This window comes from Peribacillus tepidiphilus, from assembly GCF_009466385.1.
Lineage (GTDB): Bacteria > Bacillota > Bacilli > Bacillales > DSM-1321 > Bacillus_BN > Bacillus_BN tepidiphilus.
The window spans coordinates 1-14919 of sequence record NZ_WIAQ01000021.1 but is presented as its reverse complement, the minus strand read 5'-3'; the positions used below and the strand labels follow the sequence as shown (position 1 = coordinate 14919).

The window sequence follows — 14919 nt, the reverse complement described above, 5'->3', positions numbered from 1 at the left end:
ACTTCTACATTTCTGATTTAACACGTGATGAGACACTTTTGCTCTTTTTTTTCTGGTTTGTAGAATACGCTTTAATTTCCTTAAATCCTACACACTTTTTACTTTGTTCGTCCCATAGATGAAACTGTAGTGAACGTAAGCTTGTTGAAATCGTAAATGTTGGCACATGTTGCAAAGGAACACTACTATTGTGTGCTGCCTCAAGGTAATAGTTTGGCACTCTTGGACTAAAATGGTGAACGTGATGAAAACCAATATTTCCTGTCAGCCATTGTAAGATTTTTGGAAGCTTATAATAGGAACTTCCTTCCACAGCTGCTTTCACGTACTCCCATTCATCATCTTTTTCGAAATAGGTTTCTTCAAATGTGTGCTGCACATAAAAAAGCCAAATCCCTGCACAACCTGAAATATAAAAAATAGGTACATGTACCAAAAGGAATGACTCCCATCCGAGTGTAAAGCCCAGCAATCCAATCAACGAAACAATACAAATGTTACTAATATAGGTATTCATGCGTTCCTTCAACCTTGCACCTTTTCTATTAAACCTATTGGTCATTAAAAAAACATATATTGGACCTAAACCGAACATAACTAAAGGATTTCGATACATACGATACGTTAAACGAAGCCAGCGTGGTGCAGTCAAATATTCATCCACTGTAAGCATCCATATGTCCCCTATCCCACGCTTATCTAAGTTACTGCTGGTTGCGTGATGAACGGAGTGTTCATGTCCCCACTTGCTATAAGGGAATAACGTTATAATTCCCGTTATCGTTCCAAGAATATAATTAGCCCGTCGATTCTTAAAGAAGGAATGATGGCAACAGTCATGAAAAATGATGAAAATCCGTACCAAAAATCCAGCAGCAATCGCAGCCAATCCAAATGTTAAAAGATAAGAAATGGATAGGCTTTGATATGCAAGGTACCATAACAGAACAAACGGTACAATGGTGTTAATGATCTGCCAAACACTGTCTTTCGTATTCGATTTTTCATAAGGAGCGATATCTTTTTTTAAATTTTTCAATTTTTGATTGGTCATTTTTTTGTTTCCTTTCATCATTTGATACTTCAAATCATAAAGGAAAAAAATAGACCTTTGTAGTCATACATGTCATGTGCGTAACCATGATAAATGTCATGTATGGTAGAGAGAACTTACCGTCATCAACATGCTTAAGGCATAAATATAAAATAAAAAGCTATAAAATTTAGTTTTCGCTTTTTCAATTATAGATTATTAGTAACTATCCCATTTTGAAAGGTTTAGACTCTCAAAGTGAACTAAACACCAAGATAAGCTCGTTCAAGAATTTGCAAGTAGTCGGTTGCTGTAATGGGCCTCACATTGCTAGGTGTTGACCCGTTTTGAACAGCTAATTCTACAATTTTTGGAAAGTCTTCTTCACGTACTCCCGGTAAGTCTTTCAAATTTGGAATTTCAAGAGCCTTTGTGAATGCTTCAATTCCAACGATTAGTTTTTCTACCGCTGCTTGATCCGTATCTGAGTCCTTCGCAAATTTCATATAACGTGCCAAATCTGCATGCATCGATCTATTTACTACGGCGTTAAATCTTAACACATGTGGTAAAAATACAGCATTTGCCACACCATGCGGGGTATCGTAAAGGCCGCCAAGTGCTTCCGCTAAACAATGAACAGCAGCAACATCAGCTGAACCAAAACATAGCCCAGCTAATAGGCTTCCTTCTAGCATGTCATATCGAGCCTTTTGGTTTTGGCCGTCCCGGTAGGCAATAGGCAATGCGGAAACAATCGTTTCCATTGCTCTTGCACCAAGCGCTTGTGAAATGGGGTTAGTGACTCTGCACGTGTAACCTTCAATGGCATGGACTAAAGCATCGACTCCGGTTGCTGCTGTGACGAATGGAGGAACGGTTAGTGTCAATTCGGGGTCTAGAACAGCTAATATTGGACGTAAAGAAGCATGTTTAAGCGTAATTTTTCGATGAGTAGCCTCTTCGGTAATGACAGACGAACGAGTAACCTCCGATCCTGTTCCAGCTGTGGTCGGTACACAAATGATTGGAGCAATGTTGGTGTATGCTCTTCTTCCTTCCACATAATCAGTTGGTGTTCCGCCATTTGGTCCCAAAAGTGCGATGGCTTTACCAGTATCCATCGCGCTACCGCCTCCGATCGCTACTACAGCATCTACTTTATTTTCATTAAATATCTTAGCTCCAGCTAAACATTCGGTATCCCGTGGATTTTGTGATAGCGAGTCGAAAAGAGACACACGAAAACCGGCCGCCTCTAATGAAGTTTGGATTGGAGCAATCAGTCCTGCGCGAACAACACCAGGGTCACTTACTAATAAGATCGATGAGCCTATCTGAAGAGATTGCAATAAATCCGGTAATTGTTTAGCTGTTCCTATCCCCATTTCAATTCGAGTATTGCAGAAATATCCATATGAATTCACTTATATTTTTCCTCCTGTTATGCATATTGGTAGAATCATTTGAAATTTTCTTGATCTATATTTCAATATTCGATAGAGGATGCTTTATTCCTTTAGTAACCAAAGAGTTAAAGGCATTAAAAAAAGGAGTACCTCCTCAAATTCTTGTATGATGTAGTTGATCAAACAAACACCTACGAGAATAGAGGTTGACTCTTAAGTCAGGCTAACATCAAAAAACGATTGATCAACATTGCACAAAAAAGCATTACTTCATAAAGTAACACTTTTTGGATAAGAAAAATATTTAATTTTTCGTAATCTAACGTTCCTTTAAAACATGCTTAATGCATACTTGATCGACATCATTTCTAAAAGTTTAAGTCCTGCGATGCTGTTTCCCTTATCGTCAAGGGCGGGTCCGAATATTCCGATCCCAAACCGATTCGGTACAGCTCCCATAATACCTCCTGAAACCCCGCTTTTTGCTGGGATTCCAACTCTTACAGCAAATTCACCGGAAGCATTATACATACCGCATGTTACCATAAATGTCTTGCAGATTCTTGCTACATCAACAGGGATTATTCTTTTATTTGTGATTGGTTCTACACCATCCATTGCAAATACAATGCCTATTCTTGCCAAATCTAAACAGTCCATTTCAATGGCACACTGTTTGGTATATAGGTCCATCAACTCTTCTACATCTTCATTGATCACACCATATTGCTTCATGTAATAACAGAGAGAACGGTTGAGATGAGCCGTTTCAAACTCTGACTTTGCCACTTCCTGCGAATACGTTACATTTGGATTATTCGTCAATTCTTGAACGAATGAAAGAATACGGTTTAGCCTATCCTCGATATTTTTTCCCTTTATCATATGAGTTACAGCCAATGCTCCGGCATTAATCATTGGATTAAGCGGTTTTGTCGGATTCATAATTTCCAGCTTTATGATCGAATTGAATGGATCACCTGTTGGTTCGTATCCGACCTTACGAAAAACGCTTTCTTCCCCACAATCTATGAGGGCTAATGCCAGAGTTAGAACTTTAGAAATACTTTGTAATGTAATCTTTTGTTGGATATCCCCTGCAGATCGGCATGTTCCGTTTGGATGGTAAATGGCCACGGATAGATCGTGAGGGTGTGCTTTTTTTAATTCAGGGATATAGTCTGCGACCTTTCCGTACTTTGTATATTTTTTTGCTTCTAATACTAGCTCATTTAATTCTTCACTCGATTTACAAGGCATTTTTTATCACCAGCTTTATTTTCAATAAAAGGGAAAAATGTTCCTTAAGTTGTGTTTTTACTAAGGATAGTTTGACCAAAACAACGAGGAATACTCTTTTACTATCCGATTATTTAAACTCATAAAAAATAAAAGGAAGGTCAAAGCCCTCCTCGATTTATTGTCACCTATTCTTTTCTTTTTTTAGCATATGAAATACCTGTTCTACATCCTTATCGCCGCGTCCAGAAATATTCATGATAATGGTTTGATTTTGATTTAATGTGGCAGCTAATTTTATTCCATAAGCCACAGCATGGGCGCTTTCAAGAGCTGGAATAATTCCTTCTATTTTAGATAACAATTGGAAAGCTTCAAGAACTTCCTCATTTGTTACCGCTACATACTCTGCTCGTCCAGAATTTTTCAAATAACTATGTTCTGGTCCACATCCTGGATAATCAAGTCCGGCAGCAATGGAATAAGTAGGCATAGGATTTCCGTTTTCATCTTGCAGGACCAAACATTTGAATCCATGCAACAATCCGGCTGTCCCTTGGGTTAAAGAAGCTGCTTGACAAGGCTCAACACCAATCAGACGAACCTCTTGATCCGGTAAATATTCCGCAAAAGAACCAATCGCATTGCTCCCGCCGCCTATGCAAGCAATCACTGCATATGGAAGGCATCCTTCTTTTTTAAGAATTTGACGCCTACTTTCTTTACTGATCACAGATTGGAAATGCTTGACCATTGTAGGAAATGGATGCGGGCCTACAGCGGAACCTAGTAAATAAAAAGTATGGTCATAGTTTTGGACTAAATCAGCAAAAGCTTCATCTACTGCATCCTTCAAACGAGCTTGTCCTTTGGTAACAGGCACGACTTTCGCACCTAACAACTCCATACGGAATACATTAAGGGCTTGTCGCTTTGTATCTTCGGCACCCATATAGATGGTACAATCCATCCCAAACATTGCACATGCAGTAGCTGTTGCAACGCCGTGTTGACCCGCGCCAGTTTCTGCAATGACACGTTTAGCCCCCATTCGTTTCGCTAACAAAATTTGTCCAATGACATTGTTAATTTTGTGAGAACCAGTATGATTTAAATCTTCACGCTTCAAGTAGATTTTTGCTCCACCTAATTCCTTCGTTAAGCGTTCAGCGAAGTATAGAGGAGTTTCCCTACCTACATACTCCTGTAAATAATAATGAAATTCTTCATTAAACTCAGGATCATCCTTATACTTTAAAAATTGCTCCTCAAGAATGTCTAACACATTTTGAAGGTCTGAAGGAACAAAGCTTCCTCCAAATTCTCCGAAATACCCTCTCTCAACTTGACTTACTTGACTCATCTCAGCTCAACTCCTTCATTTTTGAAACTAATACAATTAAAATTGTACCATAATTAATTGAAAATTGTAAGTGTTTAGAATGTTCGGCGTTATTTTCGGTTTAAGGAATGGTTTTTATTTCTCTTCTAATCATTTTCATTAGATAATTGGTAATTATTCCATTGAATTTACTACATTTGAATCGTGTATTCACCATAATAAAAAAACCTGCCTTCTTGGATGGCATTTAAGGACTTAATGGAACTACGACACAATTTTTTCATTGATCCTATATAAAAACGCCCACATAAAAGTGGGCACTAAAGGAAATGAAAATTTATTTATTTTTCATTGGATTTTTGTTTGGCATTATTTCTTTTGAAAACTCTGTTAAAGCAGTCATGTTAGGCATCTTTCCGGCTTTTCGAAAATTCATATTATCGATTAACTTTTGAAAAGGATTCAGCATATTATTGTTTCGATTCCGTCGGAAAGCAAAAGTGGCTGCACTTAGTCCCAGACCGATCAAAGACGCCCACATCATCCCTCTATTCTTTCTTCTTCTGCCAAACATTTTTAAAATGTTTTGACGAATCCCTGTATTGAAAAGCGCTGTGATTAAATTATTCAATTGTAAGCACTTCCTTTTATAGAGAATTTAGAAAGTAAAAATTTTACCCTCCAACAATTAATATTTGTTTTCAGATGTTCGATTATGCTGGCAATGTTTTGATATGATTTATGATAATTCTTTATTTATTCTGTCAAAAACGACAATGAATATGTGGTTCTGTGTGAATTTTTCTCTAACAATTTTTGCTCAGTAAAGTCTTCTTTTTCCTTTATTAAAAGGTACGAAATTCGATTACCTTGAATAAAAATATACCGTAGTGGAGAATACCATTATTATTAATAAATAATTCGTTATAAAAATAGATGGTTTAAAATCCTGTCCTACATGGTTTTTATTCCTTTGGTCATACTATAGATGTCACTTTTGAAATGATGCTATGTATGGCTAGGAGGATCTAAAATGCCAAACCAAAATCCATTTACAAATTCTATAAATGATACTTCGATACAGGAGAAAATGGAAGACATATGGAGGATAACGTGTGGATCATGGCAAAATTGCAAAGAGGCTACAATCCAGTCTTTCCTTTCACAGTGTTATGAGTATAACATTGATCCACAATTTTGTTTTAATTGGATTGAACAGCATAAAAATGAGATATCGAACTGGTCGACTATTTTAAAAACATCACTTGATTGGGTAAATCAACATACTTCCACTGGTTCTCCTATATCTATGACAGAATAGGATATGTAGTAAAAAGGAGAGCTACTTGGCTCTCCTCTTAAATTTCTTACCTATAATAACCGATAAATTACACCTGATGACCGATATATTGGAATAACGACCGATATTTTGCTCATGATGGCAGATCAATCTGAAATACAAATCAATATGATTACAGCTTTCATTTACTTGTCAAGCTTGGGATTCTCATCCATTTCATTTTCAATTGAAAAAAGGTGTCTGCATCACAGAAAGACATTTGTCCATAATTGGTGTCAGTCACCTTTTCGCTTCTTTCAAAAACTATTTCCACCAAGAATCAAACATCGTCGCAGGAAGCTGGCGCTTATGCTCCGTTGCTAAAAAACGTTGTTCGATTTTTTCTGCTACCTCTTTTGCAACCTGTTTTCCTTCTAGATAATCATCAATTTCTTCATAAGAAATACCTAATTCCGTTTCATCAGCTTGTCCAGGCTTTTGATCAAGCAGGTCAGCGGTAGGCGTTTTTAAATATAAACTCTCATCGGCACCAAGCTCTTTTAGAAGGGCTCGACCTTGACGTTTACTTAATCCTGCTAATGGAAGAAGATCTGCTCCCCCATCTCCAAACTTTGTAAAGAAGCCGGTTACTGCTTCGGCTGCATGATCTGTTCCAATAACAAGGAAACCTTCCTGTCCAGCAAAAGCGTATTGAGCAATCATCCTCATTCTCGCTTTTACATTTCCCTTTTGAAAATCCCTTAATGGTTCAGGAGTATCAAGGCGATCATACTGGTCTTTCACTGCATCAACTGCCTCTTTAATGTTAAAAGTGTATACACGATCAGCTTTAATAAAATCTAAAGCTCTTTGGGCATCCGCTTCATCTTTCTGTATTCCATATGGAAGCCGAATTGCAATGAATTGAGCAACATACCCCTCGTTTCTCAGTTCTTCTACTGCCAACTGAGCAAGCCTTCCTGCAAGAGTAGAATCCTGGCCTCCACTAATACCTAACACAAAGCCATTTCCTTTCGATTTTTTTAAATACGCTTTTAAAAAATTAATTCGTTCCCTAATTTCTTCTTTTGGATTAATTTCAGGCTTGACGTTTAATTCTTTGATGATTCGCTTCTGCAATTCCATATTCCAATTCACCTCTGTAAATATTCTTTTCAAAAAGGGATTTTCGCTGTTGTTTGCTGATGGGCTAACGATCTGAAAATAGACATTAGTCATCTTTCAGTATTATAGTCATAATCCTTCTTAAAGGTAAATCATCTTTCCCATATCAATTTTATAATGGTTCTCAAGTTTGCCATGTTTTTATTTTCTCATATTGGAGCATCGGTAAAAATTCCATAGTATTGTCATAAAGAGAAAATATCCAAAGAATGAATAAATATGTTTCCACTGCTCCGAATGGCTAAAAAATCCGAATCTTTCAGCCTGATACTCTAAATTTGCGATCAAGAAGCTAACGAGTAAAATAAATAACCAACGTCTATAAAATGTCATTTTTTTTATAAAAGTAATTAATAGTAAAGTGAATAAAGGCAGACCTCCCAGTGTAAAAGCAATATTGATTGTGAAAATGTCTTCAAACGGCCTGATCGGAAAAAAGTACATATTCTTTCCGACGAAATAAAGATCTAAATACGTACCAATTAGAGATGCCAGTAATAATGTTGGATAAAAAGTTGAAAAGGCTTTGATCTTAATGGAATATTGTTTTTTTGGCGATGGCTGCAAGTTCAATTTTTTTCAAGTGTTTCACAGTTTTCATGACGAATCTCTCCATCCACATTTTCTTCATTTTTGAAAAAATAATGAATCATTCTCCAGTCTTTAAACCAATCTCCAGTTTCTGCAGGCAAATGATCAACACTTTTCCAAGCGAATTCAAGCCTCGGACTATAAAGCCGGCCTGCCCCCTGCCTGAGCTGGCAACCTCTTAACCTGCGTTTATAAAAAACGGTCGGTAGCTCTTCTTTCACACTATTAAATAAATGAGGCCAATAATCCTTTCGCGATCCAGTATGGGGATGAGTTTTAGCCCAGTTTACAACATTTTTTAACACATGTTCCCTCGAAAAAAGCAAAGAATACAGCCGCTTTCCTAACAAAATCCGCTCGTGTAAGGAACCAAATTGTTGGAGCGTCTGACCAACGAGTTTCGTTTCGTTATGTTGTTCATACGGGAAGATAATATGAGTAAAAGCAAGTAGATCCTGCAGTTTAAACTCAATCGTGTCGAAAACGGTCTTTTTAAAAATCGGATTTTGAATAACCCTATTTTCTAAATAACTTTGTTCATTGATAACAAGGGCGATTGTCAAAATATAACGATTACCATTCCTCCAAAAATCATTCCAAATGGTTTCCATAAATATCGAAACATTAAAAGTACCACTGTTGAAGCCTATTACTCCCTTCTTTACTCCGGTTATTATACAAAAAATGATGAAAACATACAGGCTGCTAAACGATATGTTTTATCAAATGGTGGAATAGAAAAAAGCTATATGTTTACAAAAATAATGCTTGCATTAACTGGACAGATTCCATGGCCCATGCTTTTCCCCATTCCCATTGAGATTGTACTTTTGCCGGTTTCATTTCCAATCAATTTCTTCGATTTTTCTATCTTTGGAAGGGCTAATCTCACTCCCATTTTAATACTTGCTGAAAAGAAATATCGTAAAAAGACAAAGATGAGTCCGGATCTATCTGATTTATTTGTGTCACGATCTGATGGATGGAATGAGGAATACTTAACTTGGAGCCGTTCAAATGAATGGATGTCTATCCTAGCATCCATTAAAAACGAGATCAAGAAATTCATGACTTTACCAGAGCAAATTCATTCGCTTGCATTCGATCGAGCGAAAAAGTATATGTTGGATCGAATCGAACCAGATGGCACCTTTTCCAATTATTTCAGTTCAACTTTCCTCATGATTTTCTCGTTGCTTTCCCTTGGTTATAAGAGAAACCATCCTATCATTATGAATGCAGTTAATGGATTAAAGTCTATGAAATGCCAAATAAACGGCTTGACTCATATGCAATATACGACTGCAACAGTTTGGAATACATCCTTAATCAGTTATGCTTTGCAAGAAGCAGGGGTTCAAGATACAGACCCGACAATTGTTAAAGCGAATGGTTTTTTGCTGTCACGCCAGCACTATAAATATGGGGATTGGGCCATCCATAATCCGGGCAGTTTTCCTGGTGGATGGGGCTTCTCTTATGAAAATACCATTCATCCTGATCTAGATGATACAACTGCTTCATTAAGGGCCATTGGAAAAATGGTTAATAAAAAGCCTCTCTTCCATCAAGCATGGGACAGAGGTATTCAGTGGGTATTTTCCATGCAAAACGATGACGGAGGCTGGCCATCCTTCGAAAAAAATGTAAATAAAAGCATTTCATCCTTTATTCCCCTTCAAGGATCAGAATTATTACTCGAAGATTCTTCCAGTGCGGATTTAACTGGCAGGACATTAGAGTTTTTTGGAAACCACACGACCTTATCTAACCATCATTGTGCTATCAAAGCTGGCGTGAAATGGTTGTTGGATCATCAAGAAAAGGATGGATCATGGTATGGACGCTGGGGGATTTGCTATATCTATGGTACCTGGGCAGCCGTAACAGGCCTTGCTTCTGTAGGAGTCTCATCGAGTCACCCAGCTATCCAAAAAGCGATAAAATGGCTTCGGAATATCCAAAATTCTGACGGTGGTTGGGGAGAGTCATGTAAATGATATAGAGAAGACCTACATTGCGTTAGGTTTTAGCACATTAACTCATACAGCCTGGGCTGTAGATGCTCTGATTGCAGCTACAGACGCTCTTACACCTGAAATAGAAGCAGGAATTCAATTTATTTTAACTGCTGCCAATACAGATGATTGGACGAATTCATATCCAAAAGGTCAGGGAATGGCTGGCGGATTCTACATGCATTACCATAGTTACCGATACATCTTTCCTTTGCTAACACTAGCCCGCTATCAAAAGAAAATTATGGATGGTAACGATCCTAACTAAAGATAGGGTTGGGTACCTCATCTATTGGTGTCAGACACCACAAAAAGACATTTGTCCAAAACCGGGTCTGGCACACCATACAACACACCATACATCTGTCACCCTACAAAAGCAGGAATGAACATGAAATTTGCAGAATATTAAATGAATATATATTCAAGGGGGGATCATTAGATGCAACGGACGATTGATCAAAAAAAAATTAGTGAGCTAGAAAGTGCAATTCATACTTATGTAAGGCCTGATACGTTTCCGTTAGCAATTCGAGTGATGAAGAAGGGAGAAGTACTTCCTGACCGTATAAAACGACCAATGAATGATCTTGGAACAAAGTTTAGTATTTGCCAAGGAATTACGATGGCAAGGAGATATGGCTGGTCATTGGCGATGGATCGTGAGGACCTTTCTTGTCCAATTGCGAAAATTGCCTTCGGTTTTGAAGAGGAACTTGACTATTATAAAAAAGGAAATCTAACAGATGGAATGTATACAAAAACTTGTGATTTGGGGTCTAAAACAGAAGCTTCTATACCAAAGTTCTCCAAGGAAGAAGCAGGAACTGTCTTGATGGCGCCTCTTTCTAGAGCCAATTTCGATCCAGAGGTCATTGTGGTATATGGAAATTCTGCACAAGTAATGAGGATGGTCGCTGCAGCTCTTTATAACACAGGCGGTGAAATATCTTCTACTTTTACAGCTCGTGCAGATTGTGCAGATATCGTCATTAAGACAATGAGAACGGATAAACCTCAAGTGATCTTGCCTTGTTATGGAGACAGAGTATTTGGACAAACACACGATCACGAAATGGCCTTTACAATCCCTAACTCGTTAGTTGATGATTTTATAGAAGGTTTACAAGGAACGCACAAGGGCGGCGTTCGTTATCCAATTCCAACTTTCTTACAATATGAAGCGAAATATCCAGCTACCTACCAAAAGCTAAATAAAATGTTCGAGGAAGAATAAGTTTTCGAATTTCCATGGGCCTCCTATGATCGCACACATTTCTTCAAAGAGGCCCTATTGACATGACGATTCAATCCCTTAAAAACGCGCATCTCATCATTTTTTTTGTCCAATTAAAAAGAGGAGCATTACTCTCCATCATCGCAAAACTCCCCTCTTTTTATGGAAAACTACTGTTCTTACACCTTATTCCTATTAAAAAGACGTTGATCCACAATTCGTTTTTCTTCCTTATTATTACTTATCCTTCCTGGATTTACTCTTGTAAGAATCGGCGTAATTCGTATAACACTCTGAAGTTTTGGTAGAAGGTTAGCATCCAATTCTTCTTCGGATTCTATAAATAATTCGAATACGTCTTGACCTTTTTCATTCGAAACAATCCCTTGGAATGTTTTATATCCCTCCTGCTCTAAAAATGTAGCAAGTTGTTTTTCTCTTACAAACATTCCTTTTACTTTAACACCATCACTGACTCTGCCAAGGACACCGGCGATCCGCTTCCCTTCATACCCTTCTACCCATCGCGACAAGTCTCCAGTACCAAACCGTATAAGCGGATAGCTCTTATCAAATAAGGTCACGACAACTTCACCTTCACCAGATTTTACTTCACGCCCAGTAATTGGATCACAAATTTGAACAAGAGCAGTGGCAGTTACCTTTAAACCTGGTCCCTGCTTATCCTCAAAGGCTAGACAACCACAATCTGCTGTTCCATATCCTTCATAAACGGAGATTCCCTTGTCTTCACATCTTTTTCTCATTTCTGCTGTAAGCATCTCTGCTGTAAAAAATACCTTTTTGATCTTTAACTCTTTTCCAACCGTCCAACCTTTTTCCTCCGCATAATCCAATAAAAGCCCAAAAAAGCTTGGTGTTCCAACATAGCCGGTGATTTGCAAATCTCTCATCACTTGTATTTGCAGCTCCCTATTCCCTGTACCGGCTGGAACGACTGTAGCACCTAATTTACGCAGTGCTGAATCAAACATGAATCCTGCAGGAGATAAATGATAGGAGAACGTATTTTGGACTATGTCCCCTTCATGAAAGCCAGCCATTTGAAGAGCCTCCGAAAATCTCCAAAAATCCTTTTCATGTGTTTGAGGATCATAGATTGGACCAGGAGACATAAAAATTCGTGCCATTTCCTTCGAATTGATGGTAGTCATTTTTCCAAAGGGTGGATCTACTTTCTGTAATTCAGGAAGCAGGTCCTTTTTTAGAACAGGAATTTTCTCCAAGTCCTCAATGGAAGTAATATCGTCAGGTGACAGTCCGGCACGTACCATATTCTGCTTAAAGCCTTCCGCTTTTTCATATGCGAATTGAATAACACCTTTAAGCGATTCGATCATAACCATCTCTTCCTTCTTTTATAAGATTTAATATTTTTATAGCTTTTCCTTCCTTTATCACTCATTCCAAGATAAAATTCACGTACATCTTGATTCGCTAGAAGTCGTTCAACTGGCCCATCTAATACAATTCGACCGTTCTCCATGATATAGCCGTAGTCTGCAATAGATAAGGCAACATTTGCATTTTGTTCCACTACTAAAATTGTGGTTCCTTCTTCTTCATTAATTCTTTTTATGATACTGAAAATTTCTTTTACGAGGAGTGGGGCGAGACCGAGGGAGGGCTCATCTAGTAGCAATACTTTCGGTTTTGCCATGATTCCTCTCCCAATAGCGAGCATTTGCTGTTCTCCGCCAGATAAATATCCTGCCTGACGATGCTTCAGCATTTCTAGTTTCGGGAAATAATGATACACCTTTTGAATATCGTCTTTAATATTTTTTCGATCCTTACGAGTATGAGCTCCGGCAAGCAAATTTTCTTCGACAGATAAATGTTTAAATACACGCCGGCCTTCCATGCACTGAAAGATGCCTTTTTTTACAATCGTTTCCGCATCATTCACATCAATTCGTTCCCCGTACAATTCGATAAAGCCATTTGTTACTTCCCCGTTCTCACTCTTTAATAGGCCGGAAATGGCTTTAAGCGTTGTCGTTTTTCCTGCTCCATTACTTCCTAAAAGAGCCACAATTTTTCCTTTTGGAATCACCATCGACATCCCTTTTAATACAAGAATGACACGATCATACATGACCTCAACGTTGTTTAAAGTCAGCATATACTTACTCCTCCTATTTGAAAAAAGGGGCGTTTTGGACAAACGCCCCTCCCCATTCTAGTAACCAATATAATCGGTTATGACTTCAAATTTGCCATTTTTGACCTCTGCAAGACGAATTTGATTCGTACCTGCATGATTGTCAGGTGTGAACGTAACCGGAGCTGCAAGCCCACCTAAATCTAGATTCGTGATCTTTTCTAATCCGGTGCGGATTCCTTCACCAGTCGTTGGGTCTTCAGCTAGCTTAATCCCCTCGACTAGAATTTTTGCTGCTACCCATCCTTGTACGAACTTTTGGTTCTTATCCTCTAACTTTTCTCCTTTACTTTCTAAATACTTCTTAATTTCCTCCATACCTGGTAAATCTTCATATGGGAAAGCATGTGATACAACTCCGATGAAACCCTCTGCTGCATCCCCTGCAATCGGAAGCAGACCTTCACCAGTTGCCCAGTTTAATCCAATGAATTGGGTATCAATCCCTAACTTTTTCGCATCTTTTAGAATCGTTGCAGTTGCTCCCCATGTCTCTTGGATAATCGCATAATCTGGTTTTTTCTTTTTCATATTTAATAATTGAGACGTTGCATCTAGTGCTTTTAAATCAACAATTTGTTCATCCACAACGTCAATACCAATTTCAGCAGCAAACTTCTTGGCATCTTCAATTGGAGATTTACCAAAGGCTGTATCATTATAAATCAGCGCAACAGTTGGAGTGCCGCCACTATGGTTATCTTTAATCCATTTAAGTACTGAACGTGCTTGGTCCGAATAAGATGCTGCTGTTAAAAAGTTATATGGACTTTCATCCATATTTTTTAGGTTTTCAGAATAAGAAGCTGAGAAATACGGAAGTTTGTCAGTTGCTACTTGCTGACGAAGTGCTTCTGTATCACCCGTTCCCCAACCTAAAATAGCCGCAACTTTGTCTTTGGATTTATATTTTTGGTAGAGCTTTTGTGCTTCTGGGATCTTATAGGCATAATCTTCTCCGACTAATTCTAATTTATAGCCATTGATACTTTCCTTTGAAATATAATCAAAGTATGCTTTCTCCCCCTCTGCATATGGCGTTCCAACATCGCCCGTTCCTCCGGTTATATCAAAAAGCCCTCCAATTTTAATGGTTCCTTTGTTTTCCTCAGCAGTTTTACCCCCAGTAGCCTTTTCCCCGGAAGCTTTTTCCCCAGAAGTCTTGTCTCCTCCAGAACATGCAGCAAGCACTCCGAAAACTAACACAAACATCAACAAAACAACCCATGCTTTTTTCATTCTTTTCCCCCTCTTACTATTTACGTATTGTCAAAACTTTTATAGTAAATAGGTTAGTAAATCCTATATTAGAGGGCTTTTTGAGCAAAAAAATTGCCACCCCCTGAAATTTAGGTAATAGTGAGGTTACCACACCGACACTAAATCCCTAAATAAAGGAAG

Annotated in this window: 12 protein-coding genes and 2 pseudogenes; 3 read left to right on the top strand and 11 right to left on the bottom strand. The window is 38.1% G+C overall.

The genetic code is table 11. The features are described from left to right. Window positions 1-4: 4 nt before the first annotated feature. From desA to GD441_RS11700, 5 genes are all read right to left on the bottom strand, one after another. On the bottom strand, window positions 5-1054 hold the full coding sequence (gene desA, locus GD441_RS11720; RefSeq protein WP_153126626.1) for a Delta(5) desaturase DesA: 1050 nt from the start codon (window positions 1052-1054) through the stop codon (window positions 5-7). A 242-nt stretch (window positions 1055-1296) separates the two neighbouring features. Then, entirely contained in the window at window positions 1297-2460 is a 1164-nt protein-coding gene (locus GD441_RS11715; RefSeq protein ID WP_153126625.1) for an iron-containing alcohol dehydrogenase, read from the bottom strand. Between the two features lie 312 nt (window positions 2461-2772). Beyond that, a complete protein-coding gene (glsA, locus tag GD441_RS11710; RefSeq protein WP_153126624.1) occupies window positions 2773-3702 on the bottom strand; it encodes a glutaminase A in 930 nt (309 codons plus the stop codon). Between the two features lie 163 nt (window positions 3703-3865). Beyond that, window positions 3866-5044, bottom strand: coding sequence for a tryptophan synthase subunit beta (trpB, locus tag GD441_RS11705; RefSeq protein WP_153126623.1), 1179 nt, complete (start codon window positions 5042-5044; stop codon window positions 3866-3868). A 316-nt stretch (window positions 5045-5360) separates the two neighbouring features. Continuing rightward, window positions 5361-5654 (bottom strand): hypothetical protein, encoded by a 294-nt coding sequence (locus GD441_RS11700; protein ID WP_153126622.1) that lies wholly within the window; start codon window positions 5652-5654, stop codon window positions 5361-5363. A gap of 402 nt (window positions 5655-6056) precedes the next feature. Here GD441_RS11700 and GD441_RS11695 point away from each other — a divergent pair, with 402 nt between their 5' ends. Further along, a complete protein-coding gene (locus tag GD441_RS11695) occupies window positions 6057-6344 on the top strand; it encodes a hypothetical protein (protein ID WP_153126621.1) in 288 nt (95 codons plus the stop codon). 282 nt (window positions 6345-6626) lie between these two features. On the opposite strand, the gene nadE is transcribed toward GD441_RS11695, so the two are convergent. The 3 genes and pseudogenes from nadE to GD441_RS11685 all read right to left on the bottom strand — a co-directional run. After that, on the bottom strand, window positions 6627-7448 hold the full coding sequence (nadE, locus tag GD441_RS11690) for an ammonia-dependent NAD(+) synthetase (RefSeq protein ID WP_153126620.1): 822 nt from the start codon (window positions 7446-7448) through the stop codon (window positions 6627-6629). A gap of 180 nt (window positions 7449-7628) precedes the next feature. Further along, window positions 7629-8054, bottom strand: coding sequence for a CBO0543 family protein (locus GD441_RS17665; protein WP_420849692.1), 426 nt, complete (start codon window positions 8052-8054; stop codon window positions 7629-7631). Next, window positions 8020-8704: pseudogene (locus GD441_RS11685) on the bottom strand (DUF2515 family protein); the annotation flags it as partial. The pseudogene GD441_RS11685 and the gene GD441_RS17665, both read right to left, overlap by 35 nt. Between GD441_RS11685 and GD441_RS11680 the strand changes: the two are divergent. Both GD441_RS11680 and GD441_RS11675 read left to right on the top strand, forming a co-directional pair. Continuing rightward, a pseudogene (locus tag GD441_RS11680) lies at window positions 8612-10364 on the top strand (terpene cyclase/mutase family protein). The pseudogenes GD441_RS11685 and GD441_RS11680 sit on opposite strands and share 93 nt — an antisense overlap. A 174-nt stretch (window positions 10365-10538) precedes the next feature. Further along, window positions 10539-11333 carry a DUF169 domain-containing protein gene (locus GD441_RS11675; protein WP_153126618.1) on the top strand — a complete coding sequence of 265 codons (795 nt, stop codon included), beginning with the start codon at window positions 10539-10541 and terminating at the stop codon, window positions 11331-11333. Window positions 11334-11512: 179 nt separating this feature from the next. Here GD441_RS11675 and GD441_RS11670 read toward each other — a convergent pair whose 3' ends face one another. From GD441_RS11670 to GD441_RS11660, 3 genes are read right to left on the bottom strand one after another with little or no spacing between them, the layout of a single operon-like run. Then, entirely contained in the window at window positions 11513-12694 is a 1182-nt protein-coding gene (locus GD441_RS11670; RefSeq protein WP_191992171.1) for a phenylacetate--CoA ligase family protein, read from the bottom strand. Then, complete coding sequence (locus GD441_RS11665; protein ID WP_153126617.1) at window positions 12691-13479, bottom strand: ABC transporter ATP-binding protein; 789 nt, start codon at window positions 13477-13479, stop codon at window positions 12691-12693. The genes GD441_RS11670 and GD441_RS11665 overlap by 4 nt, the downstream gene beginning before the upstream one ends. A gap of 57 nt (window positions 13480-13536) precedes the next feature. Beyond that, window positions 13537-14757: an ABC transporter substrate-binding protein gene (locus GD441_RS11660; RefSeq protein ID WP_153126616.1), complete on the bottom strand. Its 1221-nt coding sequence runs from the start codon at window positions 14755-14757 to the stop codon at window positions 13537-13539. Window positions 14758-14919: the final 162 nt, after the last annotated feature.

What these genes read in the sequence shown, in the direction of transcription:
- desA (WP_153126626.1), bottom strand. Translation starts at nt 1,054, where the DNA reads ATGACCAATCAAAAATTGAAAAATTTAAAAAAAGATATCGCTCCTTAT.
- glsA (WP_153126624.1), bottom strand. Translation starts at nt 3,702, where the DNA reads ATGCCTTGTAAATCGAGTGAAGAATTAAATGAGCTAGTATTAGAAGCA.
- trpB (WP_153126623.1), bottom strand. Translation starts at nt 5,044, where the DNA reads ATGAGTCAAGTAAGTCAAGTTGAGAGAGGGTATTTCGGAGAATTTGGA.
- GD441_RS11695 (WP_153126621.1), top strand. Translation starts at nt 6,057, where the DNA reads ATGCCAAACCAAAATCCATTTACAAATTCTATAAATGATACTTCGATA.
- nadE (WP_153126620.1), bottom strand. Translation starts at nt 7,448, where the DNA reads ATGGAATTGCAGAAGCGAATCATCAAAGAATTAAACGTCAAGCCTGAA.
- GD441_RS11675 (WP_153126618.1), top strand. Translation starts at nt 10,539, where the DNA reads ATGCAACGGACGATTGATCAAAAAAAAATTAGTGAGCTAGAAAGTGCA.
- GD441_RS11670 (WP_191992171.1), bottom strand. Translation starts at nt 12,694, where the DNA reads ATGATCGAATCGCTTAAAGGTGTTATTCAATTCGCATATGAAAAAGCG.
- GD441_RS11665 (WP_153126617.1), bottom strand. Translation starts at nt 13,479, where the DNA reads ATGCTGACTTTAAACAACGTTGAGGTCATGTATGATCGTGTCATTCTT.
- GD441_RS11660 (WP_153126616.1), bottom strand. Translation starts at nt 14,757, where the DNA reads ATGAAAAAAGCATGGGTTGTTTTGTTGATGTTTGTGTTAGTTTTCGGA.